The organism is Lelliottia nimipressuralis (genome assembly GCF_041464075.1).
In the GTDB taxonomy this organism is placed as follows: domain Bacteria; phylum Pseudomonadota; class Gammaproteobacteria; order Enterobacterales; family Enterobacteriaceae; genus Enterobacter; species Enterobacter nimipressuralis.
This window is the reverse complement of record NZ_CP167172.1, coordinates 4,330,129-4,344,156: the sequence shown is the minus strand read 5'-3', so window position 1 is coordinate 4,344,156 and position 14,028 is coordinate 4,330,129. Positions and strand designations below refer to the sequence as shown.

Below are 14,028 nucleotides of genomic sequence, written 5' to 3'. Positions count from 1 at the left end.
TTTTTTAACGACCGCTCTGGCGAATTCCTCCCCCCTGGCAAACACTTACAGATGCGCTACGCATGCGAATCTTAGGGGGACAGGGTGAACAATCACGAGTTAAATGAACGGCGTTTGCAGGCAACGCCGCGCGGCATCGGGGTGATGTGCGGTTTTTACGCCGATAAAGCGGAAAACGCCACGCTGTGGGATATCGAAGGCAACGAAGTGATCGACTTCGCCGCCGGGATTGCGGTGCTGAACACGGGCCATCGCCATCCCAAAGTGATCGCCGCCATCGAAAAGCAGCTTCAGTCGTTTACCCACACGGCGTACCAGATTGTGCCGTACGAAGGCTATATCGCCCTCGCAGAGCGCATCAATGCCCGTGTGCCGATTGAAGGGCCAGCCAAAACCGCCTTCTTCTCGACGGGCGCAGAAGCCGTCGAAAACGCGGTCAAAATCGCCCGCGCCTACACCAAACGACCCGGTCTTATCACGTTCGGCGGCGCCTTCCACGGGCGTACCTTTATGACCATGGCCCTCACCGGCAAAGTGGCACCGTACAAACTCGGCTTCGGCCCGTTCCCTGGCTCGGTCTTTCACGCGCAATATCCAAACACGCTGCACGGCGTGAGTTCTCAGGACGCCCTGAAAAGCCTGGAGCGTATCTTCAAAGCCGATATCGCCCCGGATCAGGTGGCAGCGATTATCCTCGAACCGGTTCAGGGTGAAGGCGGATTCAACGTCGCGCCGCCCGATTTCATGCAAGGGCTGCGCGCCCTGTGCGACACCCACGGAATTTTGCTGATCGCTGACGAAGTGCAGACCGGCTTTGCCCGTACCGGGAAACTGTTCTCGATGGAGCATCACTGCGTTAAACCGGATCTGATCACCATGGCGAAAAGCCTGGCGGGCGGGATGCCGCTCTCGGCGGTGTCGGGCCGCGCGGAGGTGATGGACGCCCCCGCACCGGGCGGGCTGGGCGGCACCTACGCCGGGAACCCGCTGGCGATTGCGGCGGCACTGGCGGTGCTGGAGGTGATCGACGAAGAGGATCTGTGCGCTCGCGCCTCTCACCTGGGCCATCATCTGGTGGAAGTGCTGAGCAAGGCCAAATCTGGTTGCCCATATATCGCCGATATCCGCGCGCAAGGCTCGATGGTGGCGGTGGAGTTCAACGATCCCGAGACCGGGCAGCCCTCACCGGAATTTACCCGCCAGGTTCAGGAGCGCGCGCTGGCGGAAGGGCTGTTGCTGCTCAGCTGCGGCGTATACGGCAACGTCATTCGTTTTCTCTATCCACTCACCATTCCCGATGCGCAGTTCCGCAAAGCGCTGGATATCATCTCTGCCTCGCTGACTCGATAAAGCCCGAGCCCGGTCGCAAAACTGCACCGGGCTGGCATAGTTACATTTCAAATTAGCTATTCCAAAATCATAAAAATGGGGTATGTTTTAGCAGAGTGTGCTGAAAAAGCGCGGACGGCAGACCTATAATTGAAATAAAGCGCTACACAACAACATCACAACAATCGTAATAACCATAATAATGGGGAATCTCAGGATGAATATGAAGGGTAAAGCGTTACTGGCAGGATGTATCGCGTTGGCATTCAGCACTATGGCTCAGGCGGATATTAAAGTGGCTGTTGTCGGTGCGATGTCCGGTCCGGTAGCGCAATACGGCGACCAGGAATTTACCGGCGCAGAACAAGCGGTTGCAGACATTAATGCCAAGGGCGGCATCAAAGGCGAAAAACTGCAGATCGTAAAATATGACGATGCCTGCGACCCGAAACAAGCGGTAGCAGTGGCGAACAAAGTGGTAAACGACGGGATCAAATACGTTATCGGTCACCTGTGCTCCTCATCCACCCAGCCTGCGTCTGATATCTACGAAGACGAAGGCATTCTGATGATCACCCCGGCCGCGACTGCACCAGAGCTGACCGCGCGTGGTTATAAACTGATTCTGCGTACCACCGGTCTGGACTCCGACCAGGGCCCAACGGCCGCGAAATACATTCTTGAGAAAGTGAAGCCGCAGCGCATCGCGATTGTTCACGATAAACAGCAGTACGGCGAAGGCCTGGCGCGCTCCGTACAGGACAGCCTGAAGAAAGCCAATGCGAAAGTGGTGTTCTTCGACGGCATCACCGCCGGTGAAAAAGACTTCTCCACGCTGGTGGCGCGCCTGAAGAAAGAGAACATCGACTTCGTGTACTACGGCGGTTATCACCCGGAAATGGGCCAGATCCTGCGCCAGGCGCGCGCGGCCGGTCTGAAAACACAGTTCATGGGACCAGAGGGTGTGGCGAACGTTTCCCTGTCTAACATCGCGGGCGACTCGGCTGAAGGGATGCTGGTCACCAAGCCGAAGAACTACGATCAGGTTCCGGCGAACAAACCGATTGTGGATGCCATCAAGGCCAAGAAACAAGATCCAAGCGGCGCGTTCGTGTGGACCACCTACGCTGCGCTGCAATCCCTGCAGGCAGGCCTGAACCAGTCAGCCGATCCGGCTGAGATTGCGACCTGGCTGAAAGCGAACTCCGTCGATACTGTCATGGGGCCGCTGTCCTGGGACGAAAAGGGCGATCTGAAAGGTTTTGAGTTCGGTGTCTTTACCTGGCATGCAGACGGTTCAGCGACCGACGCTAAGTAAAAAAAATGCCCGGTGGCGCTATGCTCTCCGGGCCTACAAAACCTGAGTTCCAGGCCGGGTAAGGCGCAGTCGCCACCCGGCTTTTTTTTACCGCCGCTCCCACCCATTTTCCCGCTCTGAAAACCCTGTCGCCTGCATAAAGGCGGACATTACGCTGCGGTCTTCCACACCGATATCGGACATCCACCAGGCTGACACGTCCGGATTATCGCGAATCACCTCTTCAATCAAATACTGCCCCACGCCGCGACGGCGGGTGATTTCCCGCACGCGCAGGGAGTCCAGCGCGCCATCGGTTCCGCTCAGGGTCACGCGCACTGCGCCCAGCAGACGCTCGTTAAAGCGGGCGGCATAAATTCGATGGGTTTCATCCACGGTCAGGGAGGAAGGAGAATATTCCGGCCAGATCTTGCCCAGGTCGATATGATCCTGGTCGCTAAAGGACACCAGACGAAGGATGGTCAGTTTCATTAGCTGCTTGTCCAAATCAAAAAGAGTAAAGGCAGTGTACTCAATTTATCTCTTCAGCGGCTTCCCCTTTTTTGAACCATTCTCTAGCTGATTACTTTTTTAGCAACGCGATGTGTAGCGAGAAAGAGCAGGGATCGAAAATTAAGCAGAATTTTACTCTAAAAGGCAGTGTTTTATTCGGCGCTTTGTACCGTTATTTTATGCTGCTAACTGCACTTTTATTTGTTTATCTCTGTCTGATTTCAGAATATTATCTTTGCTTAATCGCCTGAAAAATAGAGATTTTAGTCTGGTTTTTATCAAAAAACTGCGCTAAACCATTAAAGGCACTGGTAAAAATAGCGTTGTTCATTAAAAGTACAGAATGCTTTTTAACCATAATAAAACAAAATATATACATCACGTCACGAATGGGGATTCACAGATGAAAAGGAACGCGAAAGCATTGATCGCGGGAATGGTTGCATTAGCGATTTCGCAGGCAGCCATGGCGGAAGAGATTAAAGTTGCCGTCGTCGGTGCGATGTCCGGTCCGGTTGCCCAGTGGGGTGATATGGAGTTCAACGGCGCGCGTCAGGCGATCAAAGACATCAACGCCAAAGGCGGGATCAAAGGGGATAAGCTGGTTGGCGTGGAATATGACGACGCCTGCGATCCGAAACAAGCCGTCGCCGTGGCGAACAAAATCGTTAACGACGGTATTCAGTACGTTATCGGCCACCTGTGCTCCTCTTCCACGCAGCCCGCTTCAGATATCTATGAAGACGAAGGCATTCTGATGATCACGCCAGGCGCTACCAACCCGGAGCTGACGCAGCGTGGCTATCAGCACATCATGCGTACCGCCGGTCTGGACTCTTCTCAGGGGCCGACTGCCGCGAAGTACATCCTCGAGAAAGTGAAGCCGCAGCGCATCGCGATCATTCACGATAAACAGCAATACGGTGAAGGCCTCGCGCGTTCCGTACAGGATGGCCTGAAAAAAGGCGGCGCGAATGTGGTCTTCTTCGACGGTATCACCGCAGGTGAGAAAGATTTCTCTGCCCTGCTGGCACGCCTGCAAAAAGAGAACATCGACTTCGTGTACTACGGCGGTTACTACCCGGAGATGGGCCAGATGCTGCGCCAGGCGCGCGCGACTGGTCTGAAAACGCAGTTCATGGGCCCGGAAGGCGTGGGTAACGCGTCCCTGTCCAACATCGCAGGCGATGCGGGCGAAGGCATGCTGGTGACAATGCCAAAACGCTATGACCAGGAACCGGCGAACAAGGCTATCGTAGAGGCGCTCAAAGCGCAGAAGAAAGATCCGAGCGGTCCGTACGTCTGGATCACCTACGCGGCGGTGCAGTCTCTGGCGACTGCTATGGAGCGCACCGGCAGCAAAGAGCCGCTGGACTTAGTGAAAGATTTAAAAGCACACGGAGCAAACACCGTGATTGGGCCGCTGAACTGGGATGAGAAAGGCGATCTAAAGGGATTTGAATTTGGTGTCTTCCAATGGCACGCCGATGGTTCTTCTTCGGTAGCCAAATAATCATCCCGCCGCCCGCGCAAAACGGGCGGTTATAAAAAGGTTTTCTTATGTCCGAGCAGTTTCTCTATTTCTTGCAGCAGATGTTTAACGGCGTCACGCTGGGAAGCACCTATGCGCTGATCGCCATCGGTTACACGATGGTTTACGGCATTATCGGCATGATCAACTTCGCCCACGGCGAGGTCTATATGATCGGCAGCTATGTCTCCTTTATGATCATTGCCGCACTGATGATGATGGGTATCGACAGCAGCTGGCTGCTGGTGGGGGCCGGTTTTGTCGGTGCAATTGTGATTGCCAGCGCCTACGGCTGGAGCATCGAGCGCGTGGCCTATCGGCCTGTGCGCAGCTCCAAACGTCTGATTGCGCTCATCTCCGCCATCGGGATGTCCATCTTCCTGCAAAACTACGTCAGCCTGACGGAAGGCTCGCGCGATGTGGCGCTGCCAAGCCTGTTTAACGGCCAGTGGATTATCGGGGCCAGCGAAAACTTCTCGGCCTCTATCACGACCATGCAGCTGGTGATCTGGGTTGTGACCTTCCTCGCGATGCTGGCGTTGACCATTTTCATCCGTTACTCCCGCATGGGCCGCGCTTGCCGCGCCTGTGCAGAAGACCTGAAAATGGCCAGCCTGCTGGGTATTAACACCGACCGCGTGATCGCCCTGACCTTTGTGATTGGTGCCGCGATGGCGGCGGTGGCGGGTGTGCTGCTCGGTCAGTTCTACGGCGTTATCAACCCCTACATCGGCTTTATGGCCGGGATGAAAGCCTTTACCGCTGCGGTGCTCGGCGGGATCGGCAGTATTCCTGGTGCGATGATCGGCGGCCTGATTCTGGGCGTTGCCGAAGCGCTCTCCTCGGCGTATCTGAGTACGGAATATAAAGACGTCGTCTCCTTTGCACTGCTGATTCTGGTGCTGCTGGTGATGCCTACCGGGATTCTGGGTCGTCCGGAGGTAGAGAAAGTATGAAACCGATGCATTTTGCGATGGCGCTGCTCTCTGCCGCCATGTTCTTCGTCCTCGCGGGCGTCTTTATGGGTGTGCAGTTAGAACTGGATGGCACCCGACTGGTGGTCGATACCGCCGCGGATATCCGCTGGCAGTGGGTGTTTGTCGGTACGGCAGTAGTGTTCCTGTTCCAGCTGCTGCGCCCGGTGTTCCAGAAGACGATGAAAAATGTCTCTGGCCCGAAATTCGTGCTTCCAGCCATTGATGGCTCGACCGTTAAGCAGAAACTGTTCCTGTTGGCGCTGCTGGTGGCCGCTGTTGCGTGGCCGTTCATGGTGTCGCGCGGGACGGTGGATATTGCCACGCTGACCATGATCTACGTGATTCTGGGTCTGGGCTTGAACGTGGTGGTCGGTCTGTCTGGCCTGCTGGTGCTGGGCTATGGCGGATTTTACGCCATCGGTGCCTACACCTTTGCGTTGCTGAACCACTATTACGGGCTGGGCTTCTGGACCTGTCTGCCGCTGGCGGGCCTGGTGTCTGCCGCCGCAGGTTTCCTGCTCGGCTTCCCGGTGCTGCGTCTGCGCGGTGACTATCTGGCGATTGTGACCTTAGGCTTTGGCGAGATCGTCCGTATCCTGCTGCTCAACAACACCGAAGTGACCGGCGGTCCGAACGGCATCAGCCAGATCCCGAAACCGACCTTCTTCGGCCTGGAGTTCAGCCGCACGGCGCGCGAAGGCGGCTGGGATACTTTCAGCAATTTCTTCGGCGTGAAGTACGACCCCTCCGACCGCGTTATCTGGCTCTATCTGGTGGCGCTGCTGCTGGTGGTGATCACCCTGTTCGTGATCAACCGTTTGCTGCGTATGCCGCTGGGCCGCGCGTGGGAAGCGCTGCGTGAAGACGAAATCGCCTGCCGCTCCCTGGGGCTGAACCCGACGCGCATCAAACTGACCGCGTTCACCATCAGCGCCGCGTTTGCCGGTTTTGCCGGAACGCTGTTTGCCGCGCGTCAGGGCTTCGTCAGCCCGGAATCCTTCACCTTTGCCGAATCGGCCTTCGTACTGGCCATCGTGGTACTCGGCGGGATGGGTTCCCAGTTTGCGGTGATCCTCGCGGCGATTCTGCTGGTGGTCTCCCGCGAGCTGATGCGCGACTTTAACGAATACAGCATGTTGATGCTGGGTGGTTTGATGGTACTGATGATGATCTGGCGTCCGCAGGGCTTGCTGCCGATGACCCGTCCACAGTTGAAGCTGAAGAACGGGCAAGCGAAAGGAGAGCAGGCATGAGTCAGCCATTATTATCCGTGAACGGCCTGATGATGCGTTTTGGCGGCCTGCTGGCGGTCAATAACGTCTCGCTGGACCTGTTCCCGAAAGAGATTGTCTCCCTGATCGGCCCGAACGGCGCAGGGAAAACCACGGTGTTCAACTGCCTGACCGGTTTTTACAAGCCGACGGGCGGGACCATCATGCTGCGCGATCAGCATCTCGAAGGGCTGCCGGGCCAGCAGATCGCCCGTATGGGCGTGGTGCGTACTTTCCAGCACGTGCGCCTGTTCCGTGAAATGACGGTGATTGAAAACCTGCTGGTGGCGCAACATCAACAGCTGAAGAGCGGGGTGTTCTCCGGCCTGCTGAAAACCCCGGCCTTCCGCCGCGCGCAGAGCGAAGCCCTGGACCGCGCCGCAACCTGGCTGGATCGTATTGGGCTGTTGCAGCACGCTAACCGTCAGGCCAGCAATCTGGCCTATGGCGACCAGCGTCGTCTGGAAATTGTCCGCTGCATGGTCACACAGCCGGAAATCCTGATGCTCGATGAGCCTGCAGCCGGTCTGAACCCGAAAGAGACCAAAGAGCTGGACGAGCTGATCGTCGAGCTGCGTAACCATCATGACACCACCATTTTGCTGATTGAGCACGATATGAAGCTGGTGATGGGCATCTCGGATCGGATCTACGTCGTCAACCAGGGGACGCCGCTGGCGAACGGCACGCCTGAAGAAATTCGACATAACCCGGACGTGATCCGCGCCTACTTAGGTGAAGCATGATGGGGGCGAGTCATAATATGGAAAAAGCGATGTTATCTTTTGACAAGGTGAATGCCCACTACGGCAAGATTCAGGCGTTGCACGATGTCAGCCTGCATATCAATCAGGGTGAGATCGTGACGCTCATCGGGGCCAACGGCGCGGGGAAAACCACGCTGCTCGGCACCCTGTGTGGCGATCCGCGTGCTTCCAGCGGGCGAATCATCTTTGACGGTAAAGACATTACCGACTGGCAGACCGCGAAAATCATGCGCGAAGCCGTGGCGATAGTGCCGGAAGGCCGCCGCGTGTTTTCCCGTATGACGGTGGAAGAGAACCTGGCGATGGGCGGCTTCTTTGCCGAGCGCGAACAGTATCAGACCCGCATTAAGCGCGTGTATGAACTCTTCCCGCGCCTGTATGAGCGCCGTATTCAGCGTGCGGGCACCATGTCAGGCGGTGAACAGCAGATGCTGGCGATTGGTCGTGCGCTGATGAGCCAGCCGCGTCTGCTGCTGCTCGATGAGCCGTCCCTCGGCCTTGCGCCGATCATCATTCAGCAGATTTTCGACACCATTGAGCAACTGCGTAAAGAGGGGATGACCATCTTCCTCGTGGAGCAAAACGCCAACCAGGCGCTGAAACTTGCGGATCGCGGCTACGTGCTGGAGAACGGTCACGTCGTGCTGTCCGATACCGGCGAAGCGTTGCTGGCGAACGAAGCGGTGCGAAGTGCATATTTAGGCGGTTAAGCTGTCTGTTGCCCGGTGGCGCTGCGCTTACCGGGCCTGAAAAACCTGAATCACAGGCCGGGTAGGGCGACGCCTCCCGGCTTTTTTTTGCCATGCTATCGTCACCATTCCATCATCCCCCTGACCCCGGTCTGTCATCATTCTGTAAATAAACAGTTATTTTTCTGTCATTCGAGCATGTCATGTTACCTCGCGAGCATAAAACGCGTGATATCGCGCATCCGGCACAAAAAAGAGAGATGACAATGACATCGTTACGACACACAGCTTTGGGTCTGGCAATCGGTCTGGCTTTTGCGACGAACGCAATGGCTGTCACGACCATTCCGTTCTGGCATTCCATGGAAGGGGAGTTGGGCAAAGAGGTTGATTCTCTGGCGCAGCGTTTCAACGACACCCATCCCGATTACAAAATTGTGCCGGTGTACAAAGGTAACTACGAGCAGAGCCTGAGCGCGGGCATCGCCGCGTTCCGCACCGGGAATGCACCGGCGCTGCTGCAGGTGTATGAAGTCGGCACCGCGACCATGATGGCCTCGAAAGCGATCAAACCGGTCTATGAAGTGTTTAAAGACGCGGGCATTAACTTCGATGAATCCCAGTTTGTGCCGACGGTTTCCGGTTACTACACCGATTCCAAAACCGGGCATCTGCTGTCTCAGCCGTTTAACAGCTCCACGCCGGTGCTCTATTACAACAAAGACGCCTTCAAAAAAGCCGGTTTAAACCCGGATCAGCCGCCGAAAACCTGGCAGGACCTGGCGGAGTACACCGCCAAACTGAAAGCGGCAGGCATGAAGTGTGGCTACGCGAGCGGCTGGCAGGGCTGGATTCAGATTGAAAACTTCAGCGCCTGGCACGGTCTGCCGGTCGCCACGAAGAACAACGGCTTTGACGGCACCGACGCCGTGCTGGAGTTCAACAAACCCGAGCAGGTGAAACACATCGCGCTGCTGGAAGCGCTGAATAAGAAGGGCGATTTCAGCTACTTCGGCCGTAAAGACGAATCTACCGAGAAGTTTTACAACGGCGACTGTGCGATCACCACCGCCTCTTCCGGTTCGCTGGCGGATATCCGTCACTACGCCAAATTCAACTACGGCGTGGGCATGATGCCTTATGACGCCGATGCCAAAGGCGCGCCACAGAACGCCATCATCGGCGGAGCGAGCCTGTGGGTAATGCAGGGCAAAGACAACGGCACCTACAAAGGCGTGGCGGAGTTCCTCGACTTCCTCGCGAAACCTGAAAACGCCGCTGAGTGGCACCAGAAGACCGGCTACCTGCCGATCACCAAAGCCGCTTACGACCTGACGCGCGAGCAGGGCTTCTATGACAAAAACCCAGGGGCGGATATCGCGACGCGCCAGATGCTGAACAAGCCGCCGTTACCGTTCACCAAAGGTCTGCGTCTGGGCAACATGCCGCAGATTAGGACCATCGTGGATGAAGAGCTGGAAAGCGTATGGACCGGTAAGAAAACGCCACAGCAGGCGCTGGATTCGGCGGTAGAGCGCGGAAATCAGCTGCTGCGCCGCTTTGAGCAGTCGACGAAGTCTTAATGTTTTTATGCCGGATTACCCGGCCTGCGAGGGGGACATTCTCTTCGTTGGCCGGGTCATCCGGCACTGTTCAGGAATCCAATCTCAATGTCTTCCTCCCGTCCGGTATTCCGTTCGCGCTGGCTGCCCTATTTGCTGGTCGCCCCGCAGCTGATTATCACCGTCATCTTTTTTATCTGGCCTGCGGGCGAAGCGCTCTGGTACTCGGTACAAAGCGTCGATCCGTTCGGGCTTTCCAGCCAGTTTGTCGGCCTGGATAACTTTACCGCGCTGTTCCACGACAGCTATTACCTCGACTCCTTCTGGACGACGATCAAATTCAGCGCCATGGTGACGGTCAGCGGCCTCGTCGTGTCGCTGTTTTTTGCGGCGCTGGTGGATTACGTGGTGCGCGGCAGCCGTCTCTATCAGACGCTGATGCTGCTGCCCTACGCCGTCGCACCTGCCGTCGCCGCCGTGCTGTGGATCTTCCTGTTTAACCCAGGGCGCGGGCTGATTACCCATTTCCTCGGCGAATTCGGCTACGACTGGAACCACGCGCAAAACAGCGGCCAGGCGATGTTCCTGGTGGTGTTTGCCTCGGTCTGGAAGCAGATCAGCTACAACTTCCTTTTCTTCTTCGCCGCGCTGCAATCCATTCCGCGCTCGCTGGTCGAAGCCGCCGCGATTGACGGCGCAGGGCCGATTCGCCGCTTCTTCAAACTGGCGCTGCCGCTGATTGCGCCGGTGAGTTTCTTCCTGCTGGTGGTAAACCTGGTCTACGCCTTCTTCGACACCTTCCCGGTGATCGACGCCGCCACCGCCGGTGGGCCGGTGCAGGCGACCACCACGCTTATCTACAAAATCTACCGCGAAGGCTTTGCGGGGCTGGATCTGTCGGCCTCTGCCGCGCAGTCCGTGGTGCTGATGGGGCTGGTGATTGTGCTGACGGTGGTTCAGTTCCGCTATGTCGAAAGTAAGGTGCGCTACCAATGATTGAGAACCGTCCGGGGCTGACGATTTTCAGCCACACCCTGTTAATACTCGGGATCATCGTCATCCTGTTCCCGCTGTACGTGGCCTTTGTTGCCGCCACGCTGGATACCAAAGCCGTGTTCGACACGCCGATGACGCTGGTGCCTGGCGGCCATCTTTTCGAAAACATGGCGACTATCTGGACCCAGGGCGTAGGGGCCAACAGCGCGCCGTTCTGGCTGATGATGCTCAACAGTTTCATCATGGCCTTTGGCATTACGGTGGGGAAGATCGTGGTGTCGATGCTTTCGGCCTTCGCTATCGTCTGGTTCCGTTTCCCCCTACGTAACCTCTTCTTCTGGATGATCTTTATCACCCTGATGCTGCCCGTCGAAGTGCGTATTTTCCCGACCGTCGAGGTGATCGCCAATCTCGGGATGCTCGACAGCTACGCGGGCCTGACGCTGCCGCTGATGGCATCGGCCACCGCTACGTTCCTGTTCCGCCAGTTCTTTATGACCTTGCCGGACGAACTGATTGAAGCGGCGCGCATCGACGGCGCATCGCCGATGCGTTTTTTCCGCGACATCGTGCTGCCGCTCTCCAGAACCAACCTCGCCGCGCTGTTCGTGATCACCTTTATCTACGGCTGGAACCAGTATCTGTGGCCGCTGCTGATTGTGCAGGACGTGAATCTCGGCACCGCCGTGGCGGGCATCAAAGGGATGATCGCCACCGGCGAAGGCACCACCCTCTGGAATCAGGTGATGGCGGCGATGCTGCTCACGCTGATCCCTCCGGTCGTTATCGTTTTAGCCATGCAGCGCGCGTTCGTGCGTGGTTTAGTAGACAGTGAGAAATAAGATGGCTGGATTAAAATTACAGGCAGTAACCAAAAGCTGGGACGGCAAAACCCAGGTGATTCAACCCCTGACCCTCGACGTGGCAGACGGCGAATTTATCGTGATGGTCGGCCCGTCCGGCTGCGGGAAATCGACGCTGCTGCGCATGGTGGCGGGGCTTGAGCGCGTGACCAGCGGCGACATCTGGATTGACCGCCAGCGCGTTACCGAGATGGAGCCGAAAGATCGCGGCATCGCGATGGTGTTCCAGAACTACGCCCTCTATCCGCACATGAGCGTGGAAGAGAACATGGCCTGGGGCCTGAAAATTCGCGGGATGGGGAAAGGCCATATCGACGAACGGGTGAAAGAGGCGGCGCGCATTCTGGAGCTGGACGGTCTGTTAAAACGCCGTCCGCGTGAGCTTTCCGGCGGCCAGCGTCAGCGCGTGGCGATGGGCCGCGCCATCGTGCGCGATCCGGCGGTGTTCCTGTTCGACGAACCGCTCTCTAACCTCGACGCCAAACTGCGCGTGCAGATGCGCCTTGAGCTGCAACATCTGCATCGCCGCCTGAAAACCACCTCCCTGTACGTCACCCACGATCAGGTGGAAGCCATGACCCTGGCGCAACGCGTGATGGTGATGAACAAAGGTATCGCCGAGCAGATCGGCACGCCGGTAGAGGTGTATGAAAAACCCGCCAGCCGCTTTGTCGCCAGCTTTATCGGCAGCCCGGCGATGAACCTGCTGGAAGGGCGCATCAGCAACGCGGGCACGCATTTTGAGCTGGAGAGCGGCATGGCGCTGCCGGTGAACTGGTTTTATCGCGGCTACGCCGGGCGTAGAATGACGCTCGGTATCCGCCCGGAACATATTGCGCTAAGCTCGCAGGAGGAAGGCGGCGTGCCGCTGGTGATGGACACGCTGGAGATGCTGGGCGCGGACAACCTGGCGCACGGACGCTGGGGCGATCAAAAGCTGGTGGTGCGTCTGGCGCATCAGGAACGCCCAAAGGCGGGCAGCACGCTGTGGCTGCATCTGCCAGAAAATCATCTGCACTTATTTGATGGTGAAACAGGACAACGCGTATGAGTAACTGGCCATATCCTCACATCGTCGCCCACCGTGGCGGCGGGAAACGAGCACCGGAAAACACCCTGGCGGCCATTGATAAGGGCGCGTATTACGGTCATTCAATGATCGAATTCGACGCCAAACTGTCGAAAGATGGCGAAATTTTCCTGCTGCATGACGATAACCTCGAGCGCACCAGCAACGGCTGGGGCGTGGCGGGCGACTTGCCGTGGCGCGATCTGCTGAACGTGGACGCCGGAAGCTGGTTTAGCAGCGAATTCAAGGGCGAGCCGTTGCCGCTGCTGGCGGAAGTGGCCGATCGCTGTCGTCAGCACGGGATGATGGCCAATATCGAAATCAAACCGACGACCGGCACCGGGCCGCTCACCGGTAAAGTGATTGCCCTCGCCGCGCGTGAACTGTGGGAAGGAATGACCGCTCCGCTGCTGTCGTCGTTTGAAATTGACGCGCTGGAAGCCGCACAAGGCGCCGCACCGGAACTGCCTCGGGGATTATTGCTGGACGAATGGCGTGACGACTGGCGCGAGCTGACCACTCGCTTAGGGTGTGTGTCGATCCATCTCAATCATCGCCTGCTGGATGAGGCGCGCGTGAGGATGCTCAAAGACGCCGGGCTGCACATCCTGGTTTATACGGTCAACAAACCCCAGCGAGCGGCAGAGCTACTGCGCTGGGGCGTGGACTGCATCTGTACTGATGCGATTGACGTGATTGGCCCGAACTTTAATTCTGCGGATTATTAAGCATATCGCCATTCGAACGCGGCGGCAGCATATGCTGCTGACCGCTGCTCGGGCTTGTTCCCCCGCTTAACATGCCGCCGCTGGTATTCGGCAGCGGCTGCTCCCGCACCTGGCCCTGCTGAATCATCTGTGTATTGTTGTTCATCTGCGTTTGCAGGTGCTGCTGCTGAATCTGCGTCTGGGTATGCAGCTGTTGATTGAGCATCCCTTTTTGCTGCTGCTGTTGGCCCATCATCTGGGTCTGCATGCGCTGCTGGCTGGGGATTTCATAGCCCGGCTGGTTCGGGTTATTCAGGGTATTCAGTGGCTGTGCGAGCACGGCGAACGGGAGCAGTGCCGTTAAGATCAGTAGTCGTTTCATTCTCATTTCCTCCTTCTGAGGCCTCTCTTAAGTTTACCCCGAATCTGCCACAACGATGATTTTTTAGGAGTTGTG

14 protein-coding genes are annotated in these 14,028 nt (G+C 57.3%); 12 read left to right on the top strand and 2 right to left on the bottom strand.

Going from position 1 to position 14,028, the window contains the following annotated elements; translation table 11 throughout:
* The first annotated feature begins 84 nt into the window (after positions 1–84).
* Positions 85–1,350, top strand: a complete 1,266-nt coding sequence (locus tag ACB496_RS20880; protein WP_371973611.1) for a 4-aminobutyrate--2-oxoglutarate transaminase — start codon at positions 85–87, stop codon at positions 1,348–1,350.
* Positions 1,351–1,546: 196 nt separating this feature from the next.
* Positions 1,547–2,647: a branched chain amino acid ABC transporter substrate-binding protein LivJ gene (gene livJ, locus ACB496_RS20875; protein ID WP_142503677.1), complete on the top strand. Its 1,101-nt coding sequence runs from the start codon at positions 1,547–1,549 to the stop codon at positions 2,645–2,647.
* Positions 2,648–2,734: 87 nt separating this feature from the next.
* On the opposite strand, the gene panM is transcribed toward livJ, so the two are convergent.
* Positions 2,735–3,118 carry an aspartate 1-decarboxylase autocleavage activator PanM gene (gene panM / locus ACB496_RS20870; protein WP_371973609.1) on the bottom strand — a complete coding sequence of 128 codons (384 nt, stop codon included), beginning with the start codon at positions 3,116–3,118 and terminating at the stop codon, positions 2,735–2,737.
* Between the two features lie 424 nt (positions 3,119–3,542).
* Here panM and livK point away from each other — a divergent pair, with 424 nt between their 5' ends.
* The 10 genes from livK to ugpQ all read left to right on the top strand — a co-directional run bounded on the left by livK (position 3,543) and on the right by ugpQ (position 13,592).
* Positions 3,543–4,652: a high-affinity branched-chain amino acid ABC transporter substrate-binding protein LivK gene (gene livK, locus ACB496_RS20865; RefSeq protein ID WP_102105315.1), complete on the top strand. Its 1,110-nt coding sequence runs from the start codon at positions 3,543–3,545 to the stop codon at positions 4,650–4,652.
* 47 nt (positions 4,653–4,699) lie between these two features.
* Entirely contained in the window at positions 4,700–5,626 is a 927-nt protein-coding gene (gene livH, locus ACB496_RS20860; RefSeq protein ID WP_100778559.1) for a high-affinity branched-chain amino acid ABC transporter permease LivH, read from the top strand.
* Positions 5,623–6,900 (top strand): high-affinity branched-chain amino acid ABC transporter permease LivM, encoded by a 1,278-nt coding sequence (locus ACB496_RS20855; protein ID WP_371973607.1) that lies wholly within the window; start codon positions 5,623–5,625, stop codon positions 6,898–6,900. The genes livH and ACB496_RS20855 overlap by 4 nt, the downstream gene beginning before the upstream one ends.
* Complete coding sequence (livG, locus tag ACB496_RS20850) at positions 6,897–7,664, top strand: high-affinity branched-chain amino acid ABC transporter ATP-binding protein LivG (protein ID WP_100778561.1); 768 nt, start codon at positions 6,897–6,899, stop codon at positions 7,662–7,664. The genes ACB496_RS20855 and livG overlap by 4 nt, the downstream gene beginning before the upstream one ends.
* A 17-nt stretch (positions 7,665–7,681) precedes the next feature.
* Positions 7,682–8,395, top strand: a complete 714-nt coding sequence (gene livF, locus ACB496_RS20845; RefSeq protein ID WP_100780798.1) for a high-affinity branched-chain amino acid ABC transporter ATP-binding protein LivF — start codon at positions 7,682–7,684, stop codon at positions 8,393–8,395.
* Between the two features lie 245 nt (positions 8,396–8,640).
* Entirely contained in the window at positions 8,641–9,957 is a 1,317-nt protein-coding gene (gene ugpB, locus ACB496_RS20840) for a sn-glycerol-3-phosphate ABC transporter substrate-binding protein UgpB (protein WP_100778562.1), read from the top strand.
* An 87-nt stretch (positions 9,958–10,044) separates the two neighbouring features.
* Positions 10,045–10,932, top strand: coding sequence for a sn-glycerol-3-phosphate ABC transporter permease UgpA (ugpA, locus tag ACB496_RS20835; protein ID WP_100778563.1), 888 nt, complete (start codon positions 10,045–10,047; stop codon positions 10,930–10,932).
* The gene (gene ugpE / locus ACB496_RS20830) at positions 10,929–11,774 is read left to right on the top strand and encodes a sn-glycerol-3-phosphate ABC transporter permease UgpE (protein ID WP_107702697.1); all 846 of its coding nucleotides are present in this window, start codon (positions 10,929–10,931) and stop codon (positions 11,772–11,774) included. The genes ugpA and ugpE overlap by 4 nt, the downstream gene beginning before the upstream one ends.
* A 1-nt stretch (position 11,775) precedes the next feature.
* Positions 11,776–12,846, top strand: a complete 1,071-nt coding sequence (locus ACB496_RS20825; protein ID WP_371973603.1) for a sn-glycerol-3-phosphate import ATP-binding protein UgpC — start codon at positions 11,776–11,778, stop codon at positions 12,844–12,846.
* Positions 12,843–13,592 (top strand): glycerophosphodiester phosphodiesterase, encoded by a 750-nt coding sequence (gene ugpQ, locus ACB496_RS20820; protein ID WP_371973601.1) that lies wholly within the window; start codon positions 12,843–12,845, stop codon positions 13,590–13,592. Before ACB496_RS20825 ends, ugpQ begins: the two co-directional genes overlap by 4 nt.
* Here ugpQ and ACB496_RS20815 read toward each other — a convergent pair.
* Positions 13,573–13,953 (bottom strand): DUF2756 family protein, encoded by a 381-nt coding sequence (locus ACB496_RS20815; RefSeq protein WP_102105319.1) that lies wholly within the window; start codon positions 13,951–13,953, stop codon positions 13,573–13,575. The genes ugpQ and ACB496_RS20815 overlap by 20 nt on opposite strands.
* Positions 13,954–14,028 lie beyond the last annotated feature (75 nt).